Genomic DNA, 25,213 nt, shown 5'->3' on the forward strand with positions numbered 1-25,213 from the left:
CATGTCGGTGGCGCGGGTGGGTGCGGCGCTGGCCGCTGCCCTGCTCGCGCTGTCCGCGTGCACGGCCGATCCACCGCCGCCGATCCAGAGCACCGAGACGGCCACGACGACGCCTCCCGCAGCGCCGGCGGCCACGGGTAATCCGGTCGTGGTGGCCATCGACGACGTCGGTACGGGATTCAACCCGCACCTGTTGGCCGACCAGTCGCCCGCGAACACCGCGGTGTCCACACTGGTGTTCCCCAGCCCCTTCCGCCCCGCGTCGGTGGGGACAGGAGTCGAGTGGCTGCCCGACGCGTCGCTGGTGCTCTCGGCCGAGGTGACGTCGCAGGCCCCGTTCACCATCACCTACCGGCTGCGCAACGAGTCGCAGTGGTCGGACGGTGCGCCCATCGCGGCCGAGGACTTCCGCTACCTGTGGCAACAGATGATCGACGCGCCCGGCGTGGTGGATCCCGCAGGCTACGAAGCGATCGACGACATCGCGTCCTCGGACGGCGGCAAGACCGTCACCGTCACGATGGCGACGCCGTACCCCGCGTGGCGCGAGCTTTTCGAGAATCTGCTGCCCTCCCATCTGCTCAAGGACTCGCTGGGCGGGTTCGAGCGCGGACTGCGCGACAACGTGTCCGTCTCCGGCGGACACTTCCGCATCGAGTCGATCGATCGTGGCCGCGACGAGATCCTGCTCGAGCGCAACGACCGCTACTGGGGGTCACCCTCCACGCCCGATCAGATCCTCCTCCGACGCGGGGGCAGCGACGCCCAGCTCGCCGACTCGATGCGCTCCGGCGACGCGCAGATCGCCGAGGTGCGTGGCGGTTCGGCGACACTGGCGCAACTGGGCGCCATCCCCAACGTCCGTACGGACACCCGGTTCCGTTCGCGGACCCTCGAACTGACGTTGAACGGCCGGGTGCCGGAGCTCACGGACGCCGACGTGCGCCGCGGCGTCATGGGTCTGCTGGACGTGGACCTGCTGTCCACCGTCGCGTCGGGCACCGGCACGGCCGCGAACACCGTTCGCGCGCAGGTTCTCTCGCCGTCCCAGCCCGGCTACGTCCCCACGGCTCCGCAGACTCTCCCGCGGGACGAGGCACTGCAGCTGCTCGCCGACGCGGGATTCGTGCCGGTGCCGCTGCCGCCGGCCCTGGCTCCCACCTCGGGCCAACCCACCGCGACGACGACGCCGGTGCCGGGTAGCACGCGCGCGCTGACCGTCGTGATCGGCGCTCCCGAGAACGACGCGGTCGCGGTCGCGGTGGCCAACACGGCCGCCGATCAACTCCGCGACGCGGGCGTCGACGCCAGCGTCGCTCCCACCGATCCGGAGGAGTTGTACGGCACCGCGCTGCTCGAGGGCACGGTCGACGCCGTCGTCGGGTGGAGCCACGTGGGTACCGATGTGGCCACCGCCTGGTCGTCGCGCTACGGATGTGCAGCAACCGATCTCGCGACGTCGACGACGACGGCACCCGATTCCGACGCCGACCCGGTGGCGGCGAGCAACCTGTCCGGAGTCTGCGATCCGTCGCTCGAGCCGGTGATGGACCAGAGCCTGAGAGGCGACGTGAACCCGACCGAGGCCGTCATCGCGGCGCAGCCGCAGCTGTGGAACCTGCACACCGTGCTCCCCATCGCGCAGGACAGTTCCGTCGTCGCCGTGGGTCCCGGCGTGAGCGGCGCGACGCTCGCGGGGCCCGTCGAACTCGGTGTCTTCGGCGACGCGGACGACTGGATGCGGGTGACGCCGTGACGGAGCGGCCCCGGATGCTGGTCGTCCATGCGCACCCCGACGACGAGACCATCACCACCGGCGGCACCATCGCCCGCGCCGTCCGGGCGGGCGTGGACGTGACGGTCCTGACCTGCTCGCTCGGCGAGGAGGGTGAGGTGATCGGGGAGACGTGGGCCGGACTGGTCGCGGATCGCGCGGATCAGTTGGGCGGGTACCGCATCCACGAGCTGACCGTGGCGCTCGAGGCGCTCGGATGCCGGCCGCCGCGGTTTCTCGGCGGTGCCGGGCACTGGCGCGACTCGGGCATGGCCGGAACCCCCGCGGCACGCCACCCGCGTGCCTTCGTCAACGCCGACCCGGACGAGGCCATCGGCGCGATGGTCGAGGTCATCCGTGACGTTCGCCCGCAGGTCCTCGTTGCCTACGACCCCGAGGGCGGCTACGGCCACCCGGACCACATGCAGGTGCACCGGCTGGCTGGACTGGCCGTCGAGGCGGCGGAGGACCCTGCCCGGTTCGCCGAGACGGGGCCGGCCTGGTCGGTGGACAAGATGTACTGGACGGTCACCGGTCTGCATCAGTTGACCGCAGGCCTGAGCGACCTGGGCGACGTCCCCCAGCAGTGGCGCATGCCTGTCGAGGGCGAGCTGCCGAGCGTGCCCGACGACACGATCACCACGTCCGTCGACGTCCGCCCGGTGCTCGATCTCAAACGACTCGCGTTGCGCGCGCACCGAACTCAGGTCACCGTCGCGGAGTCCGGTCGGGTCTACGCCCTGTCGAACGACATCGCGCAGCCAGTCCTCGAGGACGAGCAGTACATCCTCGTCCGCGGCGATCTCGGACCGGTCGACTCGTCGGGGCGCGAGACCGACCTGTTCGCGGGGATCGTGTGACGGCCCCCAGTGTCTGCCCGGGGACGGTGTGCGGGTCCGAACCGGGCTCGGTGCCGGGTTATGCTGTGAGCGGCATCACCGGACGGGGTCGGACGTACCCGGTGAGTTCGACTCGAAGGAGCTCTTCCCATGAATTTCGATCTTCAGTACGCCATCGTGGCGTTCGTGGATTCCCTGCGACCCACAGCCGATCTGCAGCGCGAGATCTACCTGAACTCCGTGGGCGGCTTCGCGACGTTCGTGAGCAACTACCTCACGTCGATCGGGTTCCCTCCTCGCTGACGTTCACGGCGCCGACAGGATCGGCGCGATGACGGGCCACGCCGGGGAGGGCGTGGTGTCCGGCATCAAGGCGTCGATCGTCGGCGCACTGGTGCTCGACGGGTTCCTGTGCGCCGTGACCGCAGTGCTGTTCCTCCCGCTGTATCTCGGAAGCACTCCGTTCCCCGTCAGTGGTGTCCTCGCCGGCATCGTCAACGTGATCCTCGTGCGGGTCGCGTTCTCGGTGACGCACAACGTCTCCCGCGCCGCTCTCCCGGTCGCGGGATTCTTCGTGGGTCTGGTGCTGGCCATGCTGGGGGGACCGGGTGGAGACGTGCTCGTCGTGGCCGACTGGCGCACCCTGGTCCTCGTGGCAGGCGGGTTGCTTCCCGCTGTGGTGCAACTGTTCGCGTTGCGCATGGGTCAGTTCGCCGAACTCGGACGCGGCTGACTCCTGTCGATTCCGGCGGCGTCGGCCGCCGCGGCGAGCACCTGCTCCACCATGGCCGGCGTGAGCCGTCCGGTGAAGGTGTTCTGCTGGCTGACGTGGAAGCACCCGAACAGATGCAGGTCCGGCAACTCCTTCTCGGGTGACGTCAGCACGACGTGCGCACCGTGGCCGAACTTCGGGCGCGGTCGGGGGATCGTCCACCCCGCGCCGTCGAGGACCGGAAGCAGTGCCTGCCAGCCGAACCCGCCCAGGACCATCACGGCCCGAACGGTCGGCGCCAGGATGTGCAGTTCCGTCTCCAACCAGTGACGGCACCGGTCGCGCTCCTCCGGTGTCGGCTTGTTGGCCGGGGGAGCGCAGTGCACCGGCGACGTGATGCGCGTGCCGATCAACTCGAGGCCGTCGGCGATGTGGGTCGCCGTGGGCTGCGTGGCGAGGCCGACGGCGTGCATGGCCGCGTAGAGAACGTCGCCGCTGCGGTCGCCCGTGAACATCCGCCCGGTGCGATTCGCGCCGTGAGCCGCCGGCGCCAGGCCGACGATCAGCAGCCGAGCGTCCACGGGGCCGAAACCCGGAACCGGTCGGCCCCAGTAGGTCTCGTCACGGAACGCGGCACGCTTCTCGCGCGCCACCAGCTCACGCCACTCCACCAGGCGCGGACACGCGCGGCACTCCGACACCGCCACATCGAGTTCGGGGATGCTCCGGGGTGTACCGGAGGCGGGTGTCACGGGCGCTCGACCCACACGTCGCCGGCACCGGGCTGAGCGCTCTCGACGATCGACCACGCGTGGTCGGCGGGTACGTCGAGGACCGTGTAGCGGCCCGTGCCGGCCGCGGTGGCGGCGACGATGGTCGCGACACCGGCCCGTCGCTGGAAGAAGGTCTGCCGGACACCCCAGGCGACCACGCCGTCGGTGTCGAGGACGACGCGTCGCCGGTCGAGGCTGCCGTGCTCGGTGATCAGAACTCCCGGGTGGGCACGGTGGCCCAGGGCGGCGTACCGATCGAGCGCCAGGGCGACGGCGGCCACTACGAGGAGCGCGACGCCGATCCACGCGGCGATCGGGACGTCCCGGCCGGTCGACCGGACCACGAGGAGTGCGACAGCGACCAGCAGGACCGGCCCGACGGCGCGGGTGAGCCTGCGCCGCAAAGCCGCCGGTCCGTGCTTCTGCAGTGTCACCGTGGCCGGCGCGCTCTCCGGCAGACCCGCCAGCACGTCGTCCATCGTGTGGCGGGCGGCCGGCAGGGGAGCGGGTGGCAGGAGCAGCGACGACTCCTTCTCCGAAGCGGACACCCCGGTCATGACGGCATCCAGGCGTGCTCCGCGCGCCCACCGCAGGACCAGCGGTCGACGCAGCGTCGCGCCGCGGAGGCGGTCGCGGTCCAGCGTCGTGTGCCGCGTCGACAGCAGTCCGTGGCCGACGCGGAGCCTGGTGCCGTCGTCGGTCACGGAGAGGTTGCCGTAGACGACCAGGTAGCGCACCACGGAGACGATGCTCGACACGACGAGCAGCAGGGCCGCGGCGACGACCACCGCGACCACGATGCCGAGGCGCAGAACGGCCTGATAGGTGTCGTCGAGGGCCGGCGAAGAGGCGATGTCACCGGCGAACCCGGACTGGAACACGAGCCCGAATCCCGCACCGACGACGACGATGCCCGTGGCCGTGAAGGGGGCGAATCGAACCCAGCCGGTGCGGAAGTGGGCGATCTCACGTTCGGGCGTCACGGCGGGTTCGGTCACTGCGACCGGATCCACTCCCACCGTCCGGCCGGTGCCCGCCAGCAACTCCTCACGCAGGGCGGGGACCAGGTTCGAGGCGAGGGCGTTCAGCTCGAACGAGTCGGCCTTGTCCGACTTCTGCTGACCGGTGCCCACGGTGAGGATCGACAGTCCCAGCAGTCGGTGCAGCGGCCCGGCTCGCACGTCCACACTGCGGATGCGACCACGCGGAATGGAGAGCACCTTCTTCTGGAAGAGCCCGCGGCGCAGCTGGACGTCGTCCGAGCCGATGCGGTACCCGGTGGTGAACCAGCGCAGGATCGCCGCGCCCACGAGGAGGACCACGACGATCAGGCCCCAGACGTGCGTGCCGCTCTGCGATCCGAGGACGAGGGACACCAGGAGCACCGGCAGCAGGCGGACCAGCTCGGTGACCGGGTGGATCAGGAGCATGCGCTTGTCGAGTCGCAGCCACGGCAACTCGTCGACGCGCAGGCCGGCGTCCTGCGTCACGTGGCGTCGCTTCGTGAGCGTGCGGCCGCCGCGGTGATGGCGGCGACGGTGCGATCGGCGGTCGCGAGGTCGAGCCCCGCGATCTCCAGAGCTCCCGCGGAGGACGCGGTCGTCACCGTCACGGTGGCCAGTCCGAGTGCCCGGTCGAGCGGCCCGCGCTCGGTGTCGACGGTCTGCACTCGGGACAGGGGAGCGATGCGCCGTTCCTGAGTCACCCAGCCGGTGCGCGTGTGGACGGCGGTGTCGCTCAGTTCCCAGCGGTGCACCCGATAGCGCCACTGCGGCGCGATGGTCACGTGCGCTCCCGCGAGGACCACCACGGCGACGGCAGCGGCCACCACGGGCGTCCAGGACGGGCGCTCGACGTTCACCGCGAGCACCACGGCCCACACGATCACGGCGACGACCACCGGGAGCCACAGCAGGGCGGCTGCCACGGCCCACAGAATCTTCGCCCGCGGATCGGGGCGATGCGCGGGATCGGTGAGGACCACACCGGGACTGTTGTCGGACACGTCGCATCACCCCTGCTGTGGCACGCCTCCGGCCGGAGGGCGCATGATCGAACGGTGACGATGTTGCCCGATCCGAGTACTCCCGCGCGCGCCGACACCCGAGTGACGCCTCCCGACAGCCCGGCACCGACCGCATCGGCGCTGCGGCGTGCGCTGCGCCGTGCCCGCGACGGTGTGGTGATCAGTGTCGACGAGGCGACCACGCTGCTGCACGCCCGCGGCGACGACCTGACCGATCTGTGCGCGTCCGCGGCGCGGGTGCGGGACGCGGGACTGCTCGCCGAGAACCGCCCCGGCACGGTGACCTACTCGCGCAAGGTGTTCATTCCCCTCACCCGGCTGTGCCGGGACACGTGCCACTACTGCACGTTCGTGACGGTCCCCGGCAAGCTGCGCGCCGAGGGGCACGGGATGTTCCTCGAGGCCGACGAGGTGCTCGACATCGCGCGGCGCGGTGCCGAACTGGGATGCAAGGAAGCGTTGTTCACGCTCGGCGACCGCCCCGAGGCCCGCTGGCCCGAGGCGCAGGAGTGGTTGGACGCGCGCGGCTACGACTCGACGCTGGACTACCTGCGGGCGATGTCGATCCGCGTGCTCGAGGAGACGGGTCTGCTCCCGCACCTCAATCCCGGAGTGATGAGCTGGGAGGAGATGTCGCGCCTCAAGCCGGTCGCACCGTCGATGGGCATGATGCTCGAGACCACCTCGCGTCGACTGTTCGAGGAGAAGGGGCAGGCCCACTACGGCAGCCCCGACAAGGACCCCGAGGTGCGTCTGCGCGTGCTCACCGACGCCGGTCGTCTCACCGTTCCGTTCACCACCGGCATCCTCGTGGGCATCGGCGAGACGATCCGTGACCGCGCCGAGTCGATCATGGCGATCCGGAAGTCGCACAAGGCATTCGGTCACGTGCAGGAAGTGATCGTGCAGAACTTCCTGGCCAAGGACGACACCGCGATGCGGTCCGCACCCGATGCCGGCCTGGAGGAGTTCCTCGCCACCATCGCCGTGTCCCGCATCCTTCTCGGCCCGGCCATGCGCATCCAGGCGCCGCCGAATCTGGTGTCCGCGCAGGAGTGCGCGGCGTTGCTCGCCGCGGGCGTCGACGACTGGGGCGGTGTCTCGCCGCTCACCCCCGATCACGTCAATCCCGAGCGGCCGTGGCCGAACCTCGACACTCTCGCGCAGCTGTCCGCGGACGCCGGCTTCACGCTGACCGAACGCACGGCGGTGCAGCCGCGGTACGTCCTGGCGGGCTCACCGTGGATCGATCCGCGGATCTCGGCGCACGTGCGTGCGCTCGCCGACGACGCGACCGGGCTGGCGGTGCCCGAGACGATCCCGTCCGGTCTGCCGTGGCAGGAACCCGACGAGGTGTGGGAGTCCACCGGCCGCGTCGACCTCCACACCGGCATCGACACCGAGGGTCGCAACACCGAGACGCGCAGCGACATGGGCAGCGCGTTCGGCGACTGGGAGTCCATCCGCGAGCAGGTGGCGCACCTCGCGACCCTGGACAGCGTCGACCGCGACGTGGTCGCCGCCCTCCGCGCCGCGGAGAAGGATCCCGGCAACTGCACCGACGAGGAGTACCTGGCGCTGGCCACCGCCGAGGGTGCGGCGCTCGACGCGGTGACCGCCTTCGCCGATCAGCTGCGCCGCGACGTCGTCGGCGACGACGTCACGTACGTCGTGAACCGGAACATCAACTTCACCAACATCTGCTACACCGGGTGCCGCTTCTGCGCCTTCGCCCAACGCAAGGGCGACGCCGACGCGTTCTCGCTGTCGACCAGCGAGGTCGCCGACCGGGCCTGGGAGGCGCACGTCCTCGGCGCCACCGAGGTCTGCATGCAGGGCGGCATCGATCCGGAGCTGCCCGTGACCGGATACGCCGACCTGGTGCGCGCGGTGAAGGCGCGGGTGCCGTCGATGCACGTGCACGCCTTCTCGCCCATGGAGATCGTCAACGGGGCCTCGCGCGGTGGCCAGTCGGTGCGCGACTGGCTGACCGAACTGCGGGAGGCCGGGCTGGACACCATCCCCGGGACGGCGGCGGAGATCCTCGACGACGAGGTCCGCTGGGTGCTCACCAAGGGCAAGCTGCCCGCCCAGACGTGGATCGACGTCGTCACCACGGCGCACGAGGTGGGACTGCGGTCGAGCTCGACGATGATGTACGGCCACGTCGACAACCCCTCGCACTGGGTGGGACACCTGAACGTGCTCAAGCGGATCCAGGACCGCACCGGGGGTTTCACCGAGTTCGTGCCGCTGCCGTTCGTGCACCAGAGTTCGCCGCTGTACCTGGCGGGGGCGTCACGACCCGGACCGACGCAGCGCGACAACCGGGCCGTCCACGCACTGGCGCGGATCATGCTGCACGGCCGCATCGACAACATCCAGACGAGCTGGGTGAAACTCGGCGTGACGGGAACTCGGGTGATGCTGAACGGCGGCGCCAACGACCTGGGTGGCACGCTGATGGAGGAGACGATCTCGCGGATGGCGGGATCGCAGCACGGATCGGAGAAGACCGTCGAGGAACTACACGCGATCGCCGAGGGAATCGGACGACGCGCAGTCGAGCGCACCACCGCCTACGCAGACCGGACGGAAGCAGCATGAGCGCTGATCGATTGGGCGACGAGCGCGTCGCCGGAGTTCTCAAGGCCGCGGTGCGCGTGATCGTGCCGGTCCTCGAACTGCTCGCGGACCGTGACCCGCTCGGCCTCAAGAAGCGCACGTTCCGCGAGCAGGCGGACGCGAGCGGCACGAAGGTCGACGCGGCGCTGAACGCCGTCGCGTCGGTGTTCGACGCCGCCGACACACCGGGAACCAAGGCGTGGGAGTCGATGACCGTCGACCAGCGCGTCTCGTGGTGGGTCGGCCGCGTCGGCGGGATCGGCACCGTGGCGGTGGCGTTCCCCGGCATCTTCGGTGTGCTCGCTCGCCGACTCCCGCTCGGCGACGTCCTCGGGTTCGCGAACCAGGCCATCGTCCTGGTGGCCGTCGCCCGCGAGTACGGCATCACCGAGCAGGACGAGCAGGTCCGCCTGCTGGCATCGGTGCTGTGCAACCGCGAGCTGCCGAAGGGTGCCAGCATCCACGCGCCCGAACCCGACGTCGACGGCGTCACGGACGACAGCCGTGTCACCGAGCCGTCCGGTCGCTTGTCCCGGTCCCCGTTCGCGTTGCTGTCGACCTTGTGGTCGGTCACCAAGATCCTCAAGGCCGTCACCGACGAATTGGACAAGCGGCCCCGCAGCCGTACCGTTTACAGATGGCTCGGTAACCTGCCCGTGGTCGGTGCGGTCGCCGGGTACTTCGGCGAACGCGGCGCACTGTCCCGAGCTGCGAAGCTGGGGCGCCGGTGGGTCGAGCAGAACAGCACGTCCGCGTTGAACGCGTCCCCGCGGGGCCGCGACACGCTCAGAGTTCGGAAAGGCTAAGGAGAACCTCAGTGCCGTACACGATTGCTGAACCGTGCGTCGATGTCCTCGACAAGGCATGCATCGAGGAATGCCCTGTCGACTGCATCTACGAGGGTGGACGCATGCTCTACATCCAGCCCGACGAGTGCGTGGACTGCGGTGCCTGCGAGCCGGTGTGCCCCGTCGAGGCGATCTTCTACGAGGACGACGTCCCCGAGCAGTGGTCCGCCTACGTCAGCGCCAACGTCGACTTCTTCGACGAACTGGGCTCACCCGGTGGCGCGGCCAAGGTCGGCAAGACCGACTACGACCCGCCGTTCATCAAGGCTCTGCCCCCCATGGGTGAGAACTGAGCGTGACGGACGCACCCGTCGTCTCGCGTCGGTCGCCCGCTGTTCGTCGATCCGTGGCGAGCCTGTTGCCCGAGTTCCCGTGGGACACGCTGGCCGACGTCACCGCGCTGGCGCGGTCGCATCCGCACGGCATCGTGAACCTGTCCGTCGGTACGCCGGTGGACCCGGTCGCCGACGTCGTCCGTGACGCTCTCGCGGCGGCCTCCGCGCAGCCGGGGTACCCCACGACAGTGGGCACACCCGAGCTGCGGGCGGCCGCCGTCAGTGCGCTCGCACGCCGCTACGGCATCGGTGGGTTGGACGAACGCTCGATCCTGCCGGTGATCGGAACCAAGGAAGTCATCGCCTGGTTGCCGACCCTGCTCGCGCTCGGCCCGGACGATCTCGTCGTCATCCCGGAACTGGCGTACCCCACCTACGAGGTCGGGGCGCTGCTCGCGGGATGCCGCACGCTGCGCGCGGACGGGGTGTCGCGTCTCGGTCCCGAACGCGCGTCCCTGATGTTCGTCAACTCGCCGTCCAATCCCAGTGGCCGGGTGCTCGGTGTCGCCCACCTGCGCAAGGTGGTCGAGTGGGCCCGCGAACGCGGCACGATCGTCGTGTCGGACGAGTGCTACCTCGGACTCACCTGGGAGGGACGCGCCGTCTCGATCCTCGACGACGAGGTGTGCGGCGGGGACAACACAGGCCTGCTGGCCGTGCACTCGCTGTCCAAGACGTCGAACCTCGCGAGCTACCGCGCCGGCTTCGTGGCCGGCGATCCCGCCCTGGTCGCGGAACTGCTCGCGGTCCGCAAGCACGCGGGCATGATGGTTCCCCTTCCGGTGCAGGCGGCCATGACCGCGGCGCTGAGCGACGACGAGCACGAGAACGTGCAACGCGAGCGCTACCGCGATCGTCGGACCGCGCTCGCCGCCGCCGTGGTGGCGGCCGGATTCACGATCGATCACTCCGGGGCCGGCCTGTACCTGTGGGCCACGCGCGGTGAACCGTGCCGGGACACCGTGCGCTGGTTCGCCGAACGCGGCATCCTCGTCGCTCCGGGGGAGTTCTACGGTCCCGACGGCGGCACCCACGTCCGCATCGCGCTGACGGCGACCGACGAGCGCATCGCCGCTGCCGTCGCCCGTCTCACGGTCTGAGCCCGGCCGTGGGAGCGCTCGACCGTGCGCAGGAGGATCTGGCCCGCGGGGAGCCATGGAGTGCGCGCAAGCGCCTGACAGCGCTGCTGGATCAGGACGCCGCCTCGCAACCCGCGCTCGACCTCCTCGGCTACGCGTGCCTGGCGATGGACGACCCGGCCGGTGCCGGTGCGGCCTGGTTCCTCACCGATCGAGACGACGCCGACCCGCTGGTGCGGCACGCGCTCGACTCGTTCGTCGCCGCGTGCCCGACGCCGCTGGTGCTCGCGCGTCGGCTGCCCATCAACGCGCCGTCGCGGGCCTATCCGCCCCGCGTGCGCGAGCGGCTGGCCGTGCTCGAGTCGCGGGTGCGTGCCAGCGGCGAGGAGTGGGAGCCGCCCGGCGAAGTGCACTACTTCGCGCAGGAGGGCGTCGACGTCGAGGCGTTCGACGAGTGGTCGGACGCTCCCGCCGCGTCCCGGTCCGGTGTGAAGATGGTCGCCGCCGTCCTCGTGGTCGCCATGATCGGCACCGCGTCCATCGCGACCGTTCTCACCGTCTTCTTCTGACGACGCGCCGCCGCGAGGCCGAGGACGTGTCGGGGGCCGGTGGTACAGATGGAGTCATGAAGGATTCGCTGACCGGATGCGTCGAGTGTCTCGGCGCTCTCGACCACTGTCACGGCACGCTCGTCGTCCACCTGCACGGTGCGGTCGAGTGCACCGACGACGCCTGTGTTCTGCTGCACGCCGTCCGGCACACCCTCGTCGTCGACTGTTCCGCGGTCGCCGGGGGCTGCACGTGCATCGAGGTCACGGAGCAGCTGCGGGCGTCGTGAGAGACTGCTCGGTGTGCTGCTCCGGTCTCTGAACTCGTACGCGATCACCCACGGCGGCGACGCCGACGACGCGGTCACCGTCGGTGACGTCGTCCTCTCTCGAAGCGATCTGCTCGGGGCCGCCACGTCGGTGGCCGAGCGCATCATGGGCGTCGACCGGGTGGCCGTCCTCGCCGAACCGACCGCCCGCACCGTCGTCGCCGTGGTCGGTGCGCTCATCGCCGGAGTGGCCGTGGTGCCCGTGCCCCCGGACTCGGGGCCGACCGAACTCGACCACATCCTCGCGGACTCCGGTGCCCGTGGGTGGCTGGGTGTCGCGCCCGAGCACGACGGCGGTCTGCCCGTCGTCCCGGTCCGCATGCACGCACGGTCCTGGCACAGCTACGCGGAGCCGTCGGACGACGCGACCGGTCTCGTGCTCTACACCTCGGGAACCACGGGCCCTCCGAAGGGCGTGATCCTCAGCCGCGGTGCGCTCGCCGCCGGCATCGACGCGCTCGCCGAGGCGTGGGGGTGGACGGCGAACGACACTCTGGTGCACGGACTCCCGCTCTATCACGTGCACGGGCTCGTGCTGGGAGTCCTGGGTCCGCTGCGACTCGGCAGTCGAGTGATCCACACCGTCAAGCCCTCCGCGGAGCGGTACGCCGCGGCGCGGGGAACGATGTACTTCGGGGTTCCCACCGTGTGGTCGCGAGTGGCGGCCGACCCGGAGTCCGCCGCGGCGCTGTCGCACGCTCGGTTGTTGATCTCGGGCAGTGCCCCGCTGCCGGTGCCGGTGTTCGAGAAGATCGCCGCTCTCACGGGTCTCGAGCCGATCGAGCGCTACGGCATGAGCGAGACCCTCATCACGCTGAGTACGCGCGCCGACGGTGAGCGACGACCCGGTTGGGTCGGAGTTCCGGTGCGCGGCATCGAGACTCGGCTGCGCGGTGAGGACGGGTCGGAGGTCCCACGCGACGGGGAGTCCATCGGTTCGTTGGAGGTGCGCGGCCGGTTCTTCGACGGTTACCTGAACAAGCCGGAGGCCACCGCGGCCTGCTGGACGGACGACGGGTGGTTCCGGACGGGAGACGTCGCGGCGATCGACCCGGCGGGCTTCCATCGGATCGTCGGCCGGGAGTCGACGGACCTGATCAAGACCGGTGGGTACCGCGTCGGCGCGGGCGAGGTGGAGACGGCGATCCTCGGTGTTCCCGGAGTGCGTGAGGTGGCGGTCGTGGGACTGCCCGACGACGATCTCGGCCAACGCATCGTGGCGTTCGTCGTGGGTGACGAGGTGGAGCCGAGAGCAGTCGTAGACTCTGTGGCACAACAGCTCTCGGTGCACAAGCGCCCGCGTGAGGTACGCGTGGTGGACTCGTTGCCGCGGAACGGGATGGGCAAGGTCCGCAAGAACCTGTTGGAGTAGCGTCGGGAGGCATGACCTCCTCCACTCGCATCGTCCTGGCCTCTCGTCCCACCGGCGCACCCACTGCCGAGAACTTCCGGACCGAGACGGTCGATCTCCCCGAGGTCGGTGACGGTCAGGTCTCGCTGAAGACCCTGTACCTGTCGCTGGACCCGTACATGCGCGGCCGGATGAGCGACGCCGAGTCGTACGCGGAGCCCGTCGAGGTGGGCGACACGATGGTGGGCGCCACGGTCTCCGAGGTGATCGAGTCCCGCAGTGACGCCGTGTCGGTCGGCGCCGTGGTGCTCGGCTACACCGGGTGGCAGTCGCACGCGGTGGTCGACGCGTCGACCGTGCGAGTGCTGGATCCGGAGAAGGCGCCCGTGTCCACCGCGCTGGGCGTGCTGGGGATGCCGGGCTTCACCGCGTACTCCGGCATGACGAAGATCGGGCAGCCGAAGCCGGGGGAGACCGTCGTGGTCGCAGCGGCCAGTGGGCCCGTCGGCTCGGCCGTCGGCCAGTTCGCGAAGATCAAGGGTGCGCGCGCCGTCGGCATCGCCGGCGGTCCCGAGAAGTGTGCGTACCTGATCGACGAGCTCGGCTTCGACGCCGCCGTCGATCACCGCGCCCCGGACTTCGAGGATCAGTTGAAGGCCGCGACTCCGGACGGCATCGACGTCTACTTCGAGAACGTGGGCGGCGCCGTCGCGAAGGCGGTGCTCCCGCGGCTCAACCTCTACGCACGTGTGCCGGTGTGCGGTCTGATCGCGCAGTACAACGACACGCAGGCACCGGAGGGCCCGGATCGGCTGCCCGGCTTCTTCACGCGCGTGCTGACGAAGAGCCTGACAATCCGCGGCTTCATCCAGAGCGAGTTCGTCCCGGAGCTCTACAAGGACTTCCTGCGCGAGGTCGCCGAGTGGATCGACAACGGGTCGTTCCGCTACCGGGAGGACGTGGTCGAGGGTCTCGGACACGCTCCCGAGGCGTTCTTCGGGCTGCTCGAGGGCAAGAACTTCGGCAAGCTCGTCGTCAAGGTGGCGTGACGGTTAGAGTACACGTGTGCACTCGAATCGCGATCGGAACGAAGTAGCGGGCGCTGCCGACGTCGTGGCCACGGCCATCGACATCCTCAGCCGCCCTGTCCAGGGGACCCACCGCGCGATCAACGACGTGGTGTTCGGGGTGCTGGGCCGTTCCGCGGCACCCGTGCGCATCCTGAACGAGGGCATCGCCGACCTGGTCTACGAGGCCGTGCGCGGGGGCGGTGTGGCGGCCGCCGAGGCTGTCACCGCGGTGTCCCGGCTGTTGCCCGAGGACCGCGTGTCCCACGCGGTCACGTCCACCGCGGCCGGATCGGTCGTGGTCGGCGCCGTCAACGGTCTGCTGGGCGACCGGCTCGCCGCCGAGGGCAACGACCTGACGGTGGAACTCGGGCCGCATCACGAGCGCCGCATCGTCGGGAACGACACCGCGATGCTGACCACCGCGTATCCGAAGGCCACGGGTCACGTCGCCGTGCTCGTGCACGGGCTGGGGGAGACCGAGCAGGCCTGGTACTACCGCCACGACGGGCGGGGCAGCTACGGCGAGGCGCTGGCCGCGCACGGCATCAGCGCGGTCTGTCTGCGGTACAACACGGGCGCCGGGATCGAGGACAACGGGGCGGCACTGGCCGGCCTCCTCGACGAGCTGATCGCGGTCTGGCCCGTCCCCGTCGAGCGGATCGACCTCGTCGGGCACTCGATGGGCGGGCTCGTGGTGCGGCGTGCCTGTGCGGTCGAGGCGAGCAGGGCGACCTGGCTGCCGCTGGTGCGCACGGCCTGCTACCTGGGCACCCCGCACGAGGGCGCACCGCTCGCGACGGGCGTGTACCACCTCTCCCGTGCTCTGCGGAAGGTGCGGCAGACGGCGGTGTGGGCGGACCTGCTCGACGTCCGCAGCCGCGGCGTGGACGACCTGAGACTGGCCACGGACGTGGCGCTCGCCCCCGGGATCCGGCACGTCGCGGTCGCCGCCACCCTGGCCGCCGACGACACGGCCTGGTGGGCCGACGCCGTGGGAGACGGACTGGTGACGCTGCGCAGCGCACGGGGGCCGATGACGGAGTTGCACACGCTCGTCGGCACCGGGCACCTCGCGCTGCTGTCGGATCCGCGGGTGCTCGACGTCCTCACCGAACTCATGGCGGACGCGACACCGGCAGAGATCGACGACGTCACCGAGCCGGACGAGACGGTGGCCTGAGACCACCGTCCCGCGTCAGACCAGGCTCTCCTGCCACGCCGTGTTCAGGTGCGCGAACCTGCCGTCGCCGGCGACGAGGGCCTCCGGGGTGCCGTCCTCGACGATCCGTCCGTCGGCCATGACGAGAACGCGGTCCGCGATCGCGACCGTCGACAGGCGGTGCGCGATGATCAGTGCGGTCCGGCCGTGCAGGATCGTCTCGAGGGCGCGCTGGACCAGGCGCTCGCCGGGGATGTCGAGGCTGGACGTGGCCTCGTCGAGCACGATCACCGACGGTGCGGCGAGGAACACCCGCGCGAAGGCCACCAGCTGTCGCTGTCCGGAGGACAGACGTCCACCGCGCTTGCGCACGTCGGTGTCGATGCCTCGCGGCAGTGCGGCCAGGAACGGGGTGAGGCCCACGGCGTCGGCGGCCGCCCGCACCTCGTCGTCGGTCGCGGACGGTCGGCCGAGGCGGATGTTGTCCGCGATCGATCCGGAGAACAGGAACGATTCCTGCGTCACCATGACGACGTTGCGACGCAGGTCGTCGTCGGCCAGGTCGCGGAGATCGATGCCGTCGAGACGGATCCGGCCGTCCGTGGGGTCGTAGAACCGCGCGAGGAGCTTGGCCACCGTCGACTTGCCGGCACCGGTGGCGCCGACCATGGCGACCACCTGTCCGGCCGGCACGTGCAGCGAGAAGGGCTGCAGCACCAGCGCGTCCGCGGCGTAGCCGAACGAGACCCGGTCGAACTCCACGTCGCCGGCCGCGATTCCGATCGGCACCGGGGTGGTGGGAGGCGCCACCGTCGGTTCCTCCTCGAGCACGCCCGAGATCTTCTCGAGCGCCGCCGCGGCCGACTGGTACGCGTTGAACACCTGCGCGAGTTCGTCGAGCGGCCCGTAGAAGCGGCGGAGGTACAGCACGTAGGCGGCGAGCACGCCGATGTCGAGGGCACCGCCGATGACCCGCATGCTGCCCACGACCACGATGACGGCGAGGGTGGCGTTGCCGATCCAGCGCACGATGCCGGTGTAGCTCGCCATTCCGCGCAGCGCGGTGGTGGTGGCGTCCCGGTACTCGGTGTCCTCCGCGAGCAGGATCGCGTCGTTGCGGCGCTCGCGGCGGAACACCTGGACGGCGCGGATGCCGACCATCGACTCGACGAAGTGCACCACGACGCGCGCGATGGACACCCGGGTGCGTCGGTAGGCGCGGCGCTGGCGGCGCTGCGACCAGCGTGTGATCAGTAGCAGCGGAACGAATCCCGCGAGCACGACGAGGGCCAGCGGAACGTCGAGCCAGAACAGGATGATCGCGATCGAGACCATCGACAGGATCGCGGTCAACGCATCGTTGAGCGCGCTCTCGAGAAGCGTCTGCAGTGATTCGACGTCGCTGGTCAGTCGCGAGATCACCTTGCCGGACGTGTACTTCTCGTGGAAGGACAGCGACAGTGCCTGCGCGTGGCGGAACACCCGCTCGCGCAGATCGAACAGGATGTCCTGGCTCAGGCGGCCCGAGACCATGAGGAACGCGTACGTCGTGGCGGCGCCGAGGAACCCGACCACGACGTATCCCGCCACGGTCCACACCAGCGGCGCCCAGCGTCCGTCGACGGCAGCGGCGACGCCCGTGTCGAGAGCGTGGGCGATGAACAGCGGTCCGGCGACGAACGCCAGGTTGTCCAGGAAGATGATCGCCATCGCGAGGACCGTGCGGCGGCGGTGCGGGCGCAGCAGCGAGAGGAGCAGTCGACGTGAACGACCGGCCAGGACGAGGTTGCCTGCCCGGTCCACGTCGGTGTCCTCACCGCCGACGCCGCGCCAGTCGGTGTCAGCCATGATCTCGCTCCGCTCCCGACATCGAGCCCATCACGTCGCGGTACGCCGCCGAGGTGGCGAGCAGGTGCTCGTGCGTCCCGGTCTCCATCACCGTGCCGTGGCCGAGGTGCACGACGCGATCCGCGAGCGCGGCGGTCGAGGGGCGGTGTGCCACCAGCACGGTCGTGGAGTGCGCGAGCACGGTGCGCAGCCTGCGCTGAACCGTCGCCTCGGTGTCCACGTCGAGTGCGGAGAGCGGATCGTCCAGCACGAGCACGCGGGGCCGGCCGAGCACCGCCCGCGCCAGCGCCAGACGCTGGCGTTGACCGCCGGACAGGCTCAGTCCCTGCTCGCCGATCCGGGTGTCGAGGCCCCACGGCAGCTTCTCGACGAAATCCGTCGCGTGCGCGATCTCGAGTGCCTCCGCGACGTCCTCGTCCGTCGCGTCGGGGCGGCCCAGCGCGACGTTCTCGCGCACACTGGCCGAGAACAGCACCGGCTCCTCGAAGGCGACCGAGACCACCGAGCGCAGATCCGCCAGCCGCATCGACCGGACGTCGACACCGTCGAGAGTGATCGCGCCACCGTCGACGTCGAAGAGCCGAGGAATCAGCGTCGTCAGGACGGACTTCCCCGTTCCGGTGTTGCCGACGAGAGCCACCGTCTCGCCCGGACGCACCTCGAACGTGACGTCGTGCAGGAGGTGGTCGGATGCGTCCGGGAATGCGAAGGAGACGTGGTCGACGCGGATGTGCCCCCGCACCGGGTCGGGCAGGGGAACGGGGGAGACCGGATCCACGATGGTGTCCGGGGTGTCCATGATCTCCCAGTACCGATCCGCCGCCGTCCGCGCGTTGTTCAGCTCGGCGAGCAGGAAACCGAAGGACTCGATGGGCCACAGCAGGAAAGCGACGACGGCCATGGTCGCCACCAGAGTTCCGGCCGTCAGGGTCCCCGTCACGATGGCGTATGTCCCGTAGGCGAGCATGCCGCCGACGGCCACCGGTGGCAGTCCGACGATGACGGTCCACAGGATCGCCAGGTATCGGACCTTGGTGAGCTCGGTCGTGCGGAGCGTCGCGGCCTGCGCGAGGAAGCGGCGTCCCAGGTGGGCGCTGCGGCCGAACGCCTTGAGTACCCGGATGCCGTGGATGGACTCCTCGACGGTGGTGGTGACGTCGCCGGCCTGGTCCTGGGCGTCGCGTGCGACGACGCGATAGAGCTCCTCGAACCGGACGCACGCCCACACCAGCGGAATCGCCACGACGAGCATGATGACGCCGAACTGCCATGCGCGGGAGAGCAGGACACCGAGACCCACGACGAGGGTCACCGCGTTGATGATGATGAACGGTCCGATGAAGGCGACGAAGCGGCGCAGCGCGGAGAGGTCGGAGATGGCGCGGGAGAGCAGTTGGCCCGATTCCCAGCTGTCGTGCGCGGCCACCGACACGTGCTGCAGCTTCGCGAACACGTGCGCGCGGGCCGTGATCTCGAACTGACTCGACGGCCCCGACACCAGGTAGCGACGGATCCAGATGCCGGCGGCATCGATCGTTCCCAGCAGCAGCACCAGTGCCGCAGGCCACCACACGCCGGCGACGTCGCCGCGGGTGATCGGGCCGTCGATGATGCTCTGGATGACGAGCGGGATCACCAGGCCGGTGAGCGTGGCGATCAGCGAGACCACGATGGACCCGACGAAGTACCAGCGATACGGCGCCAGGAACGGGGCGAAGCGGCGGAGCGACGAGGTCACCGTCGCGGAGGACGCCTCGACCGCACGTCTCGTTCCGCGATCGAGCACTCCGGTGGACACACACGACTCCTCACGTACCGCTCGACTGTCTCATCGAGCCGTACTCGGAGCCAACCGATTTATCGCGGGGCCTGTTCCCCCCGTTCTCACGTCACCTCCGCTTCGCGTCACCGAACGGTTCGTCGCGTTCCTGGACGGCCTGCCGGAATCCGACGGTGGCAGCGCGGGTCTGGAACGCGAAGCCCTCCCGGGTGTGCCGGGCGACGCCGTCGAAGACCGTGCTGATCATCGTGGAGGTGTGCACGCCGGAGCTGATCAACGCGCTGTTGAGCGCCAGCTTGACCATCATCAGCTGGTTGATCGGCATGCGCGCGATCCGTGCGACCAGTTCCTCGGTGCGGGCGTCGAGCTGATCCGCGGGCACCGATTCGACGGCGAGACCCCACTCCGCCGCCTGCGCCCCGGTGAGACAGTCACCGGTCAGCAGCAGTCGTTTGGCGCGCTGGTCGCCGAGGCGGTGTGCCCACATCCCGGCGGCGGGAACGCCCCAGACGCGGGTCGGCGGGTAGCCGATCCGCGTGTCGTCCGCACAGATGATCTGGTCGGCGTACAGCGCGATGTCGGTACCGCCGGCCACGGCGAAACCGTGCAGCTTGGCCACCACCGGCTTGTTCGCGTGCAGCAGGCTGGCGAATCCGCGGTTGAATCGGCTCATCATCGCGTAGTCGATCATCGGGTCCCACTGGCCCGACGGATCGTGGTTGCGGGCCTGGACGACGGGGTCGAGAACCGTCCCCGTCGTGTCCACGGCCCCGCTGTCGCCCCGATCGAGATTCTCGGCGTAGATCGACAGGTCGTAGCCGCCGCAGAACCCCTTGCCGCGACCGGACAGCAGCATGACGTGTACTCGCGGATCGAGATCCGCCCGCTCGACGGCCGCCGCCAGTTCGACGGGGGTGTCCGCGGTGATGGCGTTGCCGTGCTCCGGTCGATCGAAGGTGATCCGGGCGACCCGCCCGTCGACCTCGTAGGTGAGCGTCCGGAACGTCGGGGAGTCCTGCTGTGGAGTCCGGCCGGTGAAGGGGGAGTCGGCTCCCTCGTCCCACCCCTCCCGCCACGGGGCGGGTGCGTCGGTCACGCCGGAACCTTCGGCGTCGATCGCTCGATGATGGCGGCCGTGTCCACCCCGGTCGGCAGGGTGCCGTACACGCTGCCCCAGTCGCCGCCGAGTCGGCTCGTCGTGAACGCGTCGGCGACCGCGGGGTGGCCGTGCCGCACGAGCAGCGAGCCCTGCAGTGCCAGTGCCATCTCGCCGACGACGCGGCGTGCCCGCTGTTCGAGGGTGGCGATGTCGGTGAAGGAGTCCTTCAGCGACCGCACCGCGGCGTCGAGCGCCGCATCGGCTCCGCGGCAGCCGTCGAGCTCGTCGAAGAACACGGCGAGCGTCTCCGGCTGTCGTGCCACGGCGCGCAGGGTGTCGAGCGCCGCGACGTTGCCCGAACCCTCCCACACCGACAGCAGTGGAGCCTCCCGGTAGAGCCGCGGCATCCTCGACTCCTCCGCATACCCGTTGCCGCCCAGGCATTCGAGGGCCTCCGCCGCATGCGCCGGGCCGCGCTTGCACACCAGGTACTTGCTGACGGAGAGGCTGATGCGCCGCAGTGCGGCGGCACGCTCGTCGCCCGCAGCTGCCTGATCGGTGAGCGCGGCGAGCCACAGGGCGACGGTCGTCGACGCCTCGGACTCGATCGCGAGATCGGCCAGGACGTTGCGCATGAGTGGCTGGTCGACGAGGTTCTTCCCGAACGCCTGCCGGTGCACCGCATGATGCACGGCCGCAGCGGTGCCCGCCCGCATTCCCGTGGCCGACCCCAGGGTGCAGTCGAGCCTCGTCATGTTGACCATCTCGATGATGGTCCGCACGCCGCGACCCTCGTCGCCGACGAGCCAGGCGGTCGCGTCGTCGTACTCCACCTCGCTCGAGGCGTTGGAATGGTTGCCCAGCTTGTCCTTCAGGCGCTGGATCGCCATGGCGTTGCGAGTGCCGTCCGGGAGGACGCGGGGCAGGAAGAAGCACGACAGGCCGCCGGGCGCCTGCGCGAGGACCAGCAGGACGTCCGACATCGGCGCCGACGTGAACCACTTGTGGCCGGTGATCCGGTACGAGCCGTCCGGCTGCGGCACGGCCGTCGTGCGGTTCGCCCGGACGTCGGAACCCCCTTGCTTCTCGGTCATGGACATGCCCGCGATCAGACCCGTCTTGGTCGCGGGAGTACGGTACGAGGGGTCGTACGTCGACGAGGTGAGCAGCGGTTCGTACAGCGCGGACAGTTCCGCGTTCGCTCGGAGTGCGGGAACGACGGCGTACGTCATGGAGATCGGGCACCCGTGCCCCGCGTCCACCGCGCCCCACACGCTGAACTTCGCGGCACGGATCAGATGCGCGTTCGGTGACGGGTCGCGCCACGGCGCCCCGTGCATGCCGAATTCGACTGCCGTGCGCATCAACTCGTGGTACGCCGGATCGTAGACCACCTCGTCGATGCGGTTCCCGTAGCGGTCGTGCGTGTGCAGGACGGGCGGGTGCTCCTCGGCGAGATCGCCCCAGCGCTGCGCCTGCTCGCTCCCGGCCAGCCGACCGAGCCGGTGCAGCTCGTCGAGCGCGTCGTCGGCGCCCTCGCGGTGCAGGGCCTCCAGGACGACCGGGTGGTCGGCGACGTCGTAGCCGATGAGTGGCGGAACCTGATTGGTGACGGTGTGCGTGGGGGTCATGACGCTCTCCTGTCGGTCGGGGCGCCGAGGGCGCGGAGTGTGAAGGTCTCGAGTGCGGCGAGAACGCGAGCGTCGGCCTCGCCGCGGGCGAGTGGGACGACCAGTGCCTCGCCGATGGCGCCGACGATGCACGCCGCCGTCAGGGGCGCGTCCTGGTCCGGGAGTTCACCGGCCAGGGCGGCGGCACGGATGGCGGCGGCGAACGCGTCCGCGAACGACTGCCGGAAGGCGAGACGCTCGGTGTCGACGAGGGCGTCGATGGGCTCGGCCAGCAGCGCGTACGCGAGAGTCGGTGCGCGACAGGCGCGATCGCAGAAGGTGCGGACCGAGGCGAGCAGGCTGTCGGTGTGGGTGCCGGTCGCGGCGGCGCGCACACCCGCCGCTGTCGCGGCGGCCACCTCGCGGCTGCAGGCGTCGCGGAAGACCTCGGCGAACAGTTCGCCCTTGCCGGGGAAGTAGCGGTAGACGGTGCCCACACCGATGCCGGCGCGGGCGGCCACGTCGGCCATCGAACATGCGGCGTACCCCCGCTCGGCCACGAGAGACAGTGCAGCGGTGACGATTCGAGATCGGGCGGCATCGAGCCGCTCCTGGACCGCAGCGGTCCGTCGGTACACCATGGCAAGAAGTGAACGCCCGTTCCGCACTGGTGTCAAGGACGGAATGGTGATTCACATGTTCGGGAGGGCAGGACTACCAGCGCGACCCGACGCGATTGTTGACCAGCAGCGTGCCGTCCGGATCGAGACGGGACTCGGGACGGAACACCATGACGGCGTCGTCCTCGTCGGGCGGTGTCGGCTCCTCCGTGTTGCCGATGCCGCCGAGCAGTCCGCGCCACAGCACCCAACCGCGCCGCTCGTAGAACCCGACGGCGTCGGGAAGGGAATTGAGCACGCCGACCACGTCGTCCGACTCGATCTGCTCCTCGATCGCGGCCATGAGCCGCGCACCCAGCCCGGTGCCCCGGAACTCCGGGTCCAGGGCGACGGCCTCGACGAAGCCGCCGTCGAACTCGTCGCCGCCGTGGTGGAGAAGGCGCGGCACCACGGCGGCATGGCCGATGATGCGGTCGCCGTCGCGGAGGATCACGTGGGTACCGCCCAGGGCGTGCTGCCAGTCGTGCGGGGTGAAGCGCTCGCCGAAGGCGCCGCGCACCAGCCCCTCGCACGTGTGGGCGTCCGCGTCACCCAGATCGTCGGTGATCACCGACTCGAGTCGCGGTTCCTGCTGTATCGCTTCCTGGCTCACGGTCCCCCCGGACGCAGCCTGCCGCCGAATCGCTCAGTCGTTGGCGTGCAGGATCGAGTTGAGCTCGACGCCCGTACCCTTCCACGGCACGACCTCGACGGCACCGGAAACGGAGTTACGACGGAAGAGCATGTTCGACTGCCCACTGAGATCGGCCGCCTTGACGACGGTGCCGTCCGGGCCGGTGACCTTGGTGCCCGCGGTGATGTAGAGGCCCGCCTCGACGACGCAGTCGTCGCCGAGGGAGATGCCGAGGCCCGCGTTGGCGCCGAGCAGGCAACGCTGTCCCACCGAGATGACGGCCTTGCCGCCGCCGGACAGAGTGCCCATGATCGAGGCGCCGCCGCCCACGTCGGAGCCGTCGTCGACGACGACGCCGGCGGAGATGCGGCCCTCGACCATGGACGAGCCGAGCGTGCCGGCATTGAAGTTCACGAAACCCTCGTGCATGACCGTCGTGCCGGACGCGAGGTGGGCGCCGAGGCGCACGCGACCGGCGTCGCCGATGCGGACACCGGTGGGGAGCACGTAGTCGACGAGTCGCGGGAACTTGTCGACACTGAAGACGGTGACGGCGCCCCGTGCACGGAGACGGGCGCGCGTCGCCTCGAAGCCGTCGACGGCCGCCGGGCCGTGGTTGGTCCACACCACGTTGGACAGCAGGCCGAACTGGCCGTCCAGGTTGAGGCCGTGCGGCCGGACGAGGCGATGCGAGAGCAGGTGCAGGCGCAGGTAGACGTCGTGCGCGTCGACCGGGGCGTCGTCGAGGGAGGAAATGGTGGTGCGCACCGCGACGATGTCGAGGTCGCGGGCGTCGTCGTGTCCGACCAGCGCGGCCAGTTCCGGGGGAACGTCCGCCGCGTCGAGCCGTGCGGTGCCGGTCTCGGCCACCTCGGCGAGCTCGGGAGAGGGGAACCAGGTGTCCAGCACCGTTCCCGACGGGGTGATGTGTGCGATGCCGACTGCCGATGCTCCTGTGGTCACGGGGACCGAGCCTAGAGGACGACCGGACGGCCGGGCGAACGTAAGGTCGGCTGCGTGAGCGCACCGATCTCCCTGGACCTGCACGCCGATCCCGTCGACCTCACGGCGGCGCTGGTGGACGTTCCCAGCGTCTCGCGAGACGAGGCCACGCTGGCCGACGCGGTGGAGCGGGCGCTGCGCGAGCAGACCACGGGATTCGAGATCGTGCGCTCGGGTGACGCCGTGCTGGCCAGGACGAACCGGGGGCTCCCGACGCGGGTGATCCTCGCGGGGCATCTCGACACCGTCCCGATCGCCGACAACGTGCCCAGCAGACGTGAAGGCGACGTTCTGTACGGATGCGGAACCGTCGACATGAAGTCGGGGGACGCGGTGTTCCTGCACCTGGCGGCGACGGTCGCGGAGCCCACCGCGGACCTGACGCTGATCTTCTACGACTGCGAGGAGATCGAGGCGTCGGCCAACGGTCTGGGTCGCATCGAGCGGGAGATGCCCGAGTGGCTGCGCGGAGATGTCGCGATTCTCGGTGAGCCGTCGGGTGGCTACATCGAGGCGGGGTGCCAGGGGACGCTCCGCATGCGGTTCACCGCGACGGGGACGCGCGCCCACTCGGCCCGATCGTGGCTGGGGGACAACGCGATCCACAAGTTGGGCCCGCTGTTCGACCGGCTCGCCGCGTACACGCCGCGCAGCGTGGACATCGACGGCTGCGTGTACCGGGAGGGACTGCAGGCGGTCCGTGTCAGCGGCGGCGTCGCCGGGAACGTGGTCCCCGACGAGGCATTCGTCGACGTCAACTTCCGCTTCGCCCCCGACCGCAGTGTGGAGCAGGCGATCGAGCACGTGCGCGAGGCGACCGACGCGGAGCATCTCGATCTCACCGTCGAGGTGACCGACAGGTCGCCGGGCGCGCTGCCGGGTCTGGCCGCACCCGCGGCGGCGGCGCTGGTCACGGCGGCGGGGGGAGAGTTCCGCGCCAAGTACGGCTGGACCGACGTCTCCCGGTTCTCCGCGCTGGGCATCCCGGCGGTGAACTACGGTCCCGGCGATCCCAACCTCGCGCACAAGCGCGACGAGCGTGTACCGGTGCAGCAGATCACCGATGTCGCCGACGTCCTGCGCCGGTATCTGACCGCCACCGACGCCCACTAG

24 protein-coding genes are annotated in these 25,213 nt (G+C 70.3%); 14 read left to right on the forward strand and 10 right to left on the reverse strand.

Translation table 11 applies throughout. From position 1 onward, the window contains the following. Window position 1 precedes the first annotated feature (1 nt). The 4 genes from ASG69_RS03335 to ASG69_RS03345 all read left to right on the forward strand — a co-directional run bounded on the left by ASG69_RS03335 (window position 2) and on the right by ASG69_RS03345 (window position 3,346). A complete protein-coding gene (locus ASG69_RS03335; RefSeq protein WP_056447417.1) occupies window positions 2-1,756 on the forward strand; it encodes an ABC transporter family substrate-binding protein in 1,755 nt (584 codons plus the stop codon). Further along, on the forward strand, window positions 1,753-2,634 hold the full coding sequence (gene mshB / locus ASG69_RS03340; protein ID WP_056447418.1) for an N-acetyl-1-D-myo-inositol-2-amino-2-deoxy-alpha-D-glucopyranoside deacetylase: 882 nt from the start codon (window positions 1,753-1,755) through the stop codon (window positions 2,632-2,634). The genes ASG69_RS03335 and mshB overlap by 4 nt, the downstream gene beginning before the upstream one ends. Window positions 2,635-2,763: 129 nt before the next feature. Then, window positions 2,764-2,916, forward strand: a complete 153-nt coding sequence (locus ASG69_RS22710; RefSeq protein ID WP_162246780.1) for a glycoside hydrolase family 6 protein — start codon at window positions 2,764-2,766, stop codon at window positions 2,914-2,916. A 28-nt stretch (window positions 2,917-2,944) separates the two neighbouring features. Next, complete coding sequence (locus ASG69_RS03345; protein ID WP_027503883.1) at window positions 2,945-3,346, forward strand: hypothetical protein; 402 nt, start codon at window positions 2,945-2,947, stop codon at window positions 3,344-3,346. Here ASG69_RS03345 and ASG69_RS03350 read toward each other — a convergent pair. From ASG69_RS03350 to ASG69_RS03360, 3 genes are read right to left on the reverse strand one after another with little or no spacing between them, the layout of a single operon-like run. Further along, complete coding sequence (locus tag ASG69_RS03350) at window positions 3,319-4,077, reverse strand: uracil-DNA glycosylase (RefSeq protein ID WP_056447629.1); 759 nt, start codon at window positions 4,075-4,077, stop codon at window positions 3,319-3,321. The two genes, ASG69_RS03345 and ASG69_RS03350, sit on opposite strands and share 28 nt — an antisense overlap. After that, window positions 4,074-5,588 (reverse strand): PH domain-containing protein, encoded by a 1,515-nt coding sequence (locus tag ASG69_RS03355; protein WP_056447421.1) that lies wholly within the window; start codon window positions 5,586-5,588, stop codon window positions 4,074-4,076. Before ASG69_RS03355 ends, ASG69_RS03350 begins: the two co-directional genes overlap by 4 nt. Beyond that, a complete protein-coding gene (locus tag ASG69_RS03360) occupies window positions 5,585-6,103 on the reverse strand; it encodes a PH domain-containing protein (protein WP_056447423.1) in 519 nt (172 codons plus the stop codon). The genes ASG69_RS03355 and ASG69_RS03360 overlap by 4 nt, the downstream gene beginning before the upstream one ends. Window positions 6,104-6,163: 60 nt before the next feature. Between ASG69_RS03360 and ASG69_RS03365 the strand changes: the two genes are divergently transcribed. Genes ASG69_RS03365 through ASG69_RS03405 form a run of 9 tightly spaced genes read left to right on the forward strand, consistent with a single transcriptional unit; the run spans window position 6,164 to window position 15,489 of the window. Continuing rightward, window positions 6,164-8,731 (forward strand): bifunctional FO biosynthesis protein CofGH, encoded by a 2,568-nt coding sequence (locus tag ASG69_RS03365; protein WP_056447631.1) that lies wholly within the window; start codon window positions 6,164-6,166, stop codon window positions 8,729-8,731. Next, complete coding sequence (locus tag ASG69_RS03370) at window positions 8,728-9,555, forward strand: hypothetical protein (RefSeq protein ID WP_056447425.1); 828 nt, start codon at window positions 8,728-8,730, stop codon at window positions 9,553-9,555. Before ASG69_RS03365 ends, ASG69_RS03370 begins: the two co-directional genes overlap by 4 nt. Before the next feature lie 11 nt (window positions 9,556-9,566). After that, window positions 9,567-9,890 (forward strand): ferredoxin, encoded by a 324-nt coding sequence (fdxA, locus tag ASG69_RS03375; RefSeq protein ID WP_027503879.1) that lies wholly within the window; start codon window positions 9,567-9,569, stop codon window positions 9,888-9,890. Between the two features lie 53 nt (window positions 9,891-9,943). Then, entirely contained in the window at window positions 9,944-11,032 is a 1,089-nt protein-coding gene (gene dapC, locus ASG69_RS03380; RefSeq protein WP_056447426.1) for a succinyldiaminopimelate transaminase, read from the forward strand. An 8-nt stretch (window positions 11,033-11,040) separates the two neighbouring features. After that, on the forward strand, window positions 11,041-11,580 hold the full coding sequence (locus ASG69_RS03385) for a DUF6584 family protein (RefSeq protein WP_056447428.1): 540 nt from the start codon (window positions 11,041-11,043) through the stop codon (window positions 11,578-11,580). Between the two features lie 56 nt (window positions 11,581-11,636). Continuing rightward, entirely contained in the window at window positions 11,637-11,849 is a 213-nt protein-coding gene (locus ASG69_RS03390) for a hypothetical protein (RefSeq protein WP_056447430.1), read from the forward strand. Between the two features lie 13 nt (window positions 11,850-11,862). Continuing rightward, a complete protein-coding gene (locus ASG69_RS03395) occupies window positions 11,863-13,260 on the forward strand; it encodes an acyl-CoA synthetase (RefSeq protein ID WP_056447432.1) in 1,398 nt (465 codons plus the stop codon). Window positions 13,261-13,271: 11 nt separating this feature from the next. Further along, a complete protein-coding gene (locus ASG69_RS03400) occupies window positions 13,272-14,288 on the forward strand; it encodes an NADP-dependent oxidoreductase (protein ID WP_056447434.1) in 1,017 nt (338 codons plus the stop codon). 16 nt (window positions 14,289-14,304) lie between these two features. Then, window positions 14,305-15,489 carry a lipase family alpha/beta hydrolase gene (locus ASG69_RS03405; RefSeq protein ID WP_056447435.1) on the forward strand — a complete coding sequence of 395 codons (1,185 nt, stop codon included), beginning with the start codon at window positions 14,305-14,307 and terminating at the stop codon, window positions 15,487-15,489. 15 nt (window positions 15,490-15,504) lie between these two features. On the opposite strand, the gene ASG69_RS03410 is transcribed toward ASG69_RS03405, so the two are convergent. The 7 genes from ASG69_RS03410 to dapD form a co-directional block, all read right to left on the reverse strand. Further along, the gene (locus ASG69_RS03410) at window positions 15,505-17,316 is read right to left on the reverse strand and encodes an ABC transporter ATP-binding protein (protein WP_056447436.1); all 1,812 of its coding nucleotides are present in this window, start codon (window positions 17,314-17,316) and stop codon (window positions 15,505-15,507) included. Further along, the gene (locus tag ASG69_RS03415) at window positions 17,309-19,114 is read right to left on the reverse strand and encodes an ABC transporter ATP-binding protein (RefSeq protein WP_056447438.1); all 1,806 of its coding nucleotides are present in this window, start codon (window positions 19,112-19,114) and stop codon (window positions 17,309-17,311) included. Before ASG69_RS03415 ends, ASG69_RS03410 begins: the two co-directional genes overlap by 8 nt. A 91-nt stretch (window positions 19,115-19,205) precedes the next feature. Beyond that, window positions 19,206-20,192 (reverse strand): crotonase/enoyl-CoA hydratase family protein, encoded by a 987-nt coding sequence (locus tag ASG69_RS03420; protein ID WP_235578829.1) that lies wholly within the window; start codon window positions 20,190-20,192, stop codon window positions 19,206-19,208. Next, window positions 20,189-21,826: an acyl-CoA dehydrogenase family protein gene (locus ASG69_RS03425; protein ID WP_056447442.1), complete on the reverse strand. Its 1,638-nt coding sequence runs from the start codon at window positions 21,824-21,826 to the stop codon at window positions 20,189-20,191. The genes ASG69_RS03420 and ASG69_RS03425 overlap by 4 nt, the downstream gene beginning before the upstream one ends. Further along, window positions 21,823-22,446 carry a TetR/AcrR family transcriptional regulator gene (locus ASG69_RS03430; protein ID WP_056447444.1) on the reverse strand — a complete coding sequence of 208 codons (624 nt, stop codon included), beginning with the start codon at window positions 22,444-22,446 and terminating at the stop codon, window positions 21,823-21,825. Before ASG69_RS03430 ends, ASG69_RS03425 begins: the two co-directional genes overlap by 4 nt. A 73-nt stretch (window positions 22,447-22,519) precedes the next feature. Beyond that, complete coding sequence (locus ASG69_RS03435; protein WP_051612925.1) at window positions 22,520-23,077, reverse strand: GNAT family N-acetyltransferase; 558 nt, start codon at window positions 23,075-23,077, stop codon at window positions 22,520-22,522. A gap of 33 nt (window positions 23,078-23,110) precedes the next feature. Then, window positions 23,111-24,061 (reverse strand): 2,3,4,5-tetrahydropyridine-2,6-dicarboxylate N-succinyltransferase, encoded by a 951-nt coding sequence (dapD, locus tag ASG69_RS03440; protein WP_082544618.1) that lies wholly within the window; start codon window positions 24,059-24,061, stop codon window positions 23,111-23,113. Window positions 24,062-24,115: 54 nt separating this feature from the next. Between dapD and dapE the strand changes: the two genes are divergently transcribed. Further along, window positions 24,116-25,213 (forward strand): succinyl-diaminopimelate desuccinylase, encoded by a 1,098-nt coding sequence (gene dapE / locus ASG69_RS03445; RefSeq protein ID WP_056447446.1) that lies wholly within the window; start codon window positions 24,116-24,118, stop codon window positions 25,211-25,213.

The organism is Rhodococcus sp. Leaf225 (assembly GCF_001426145.1).
Taxonomy (GTDB): Bacteria; Actinomycetota; Actinomycetes; order Mycobacteriales; family Mycobacteriaceae; genus Rhodococcoides.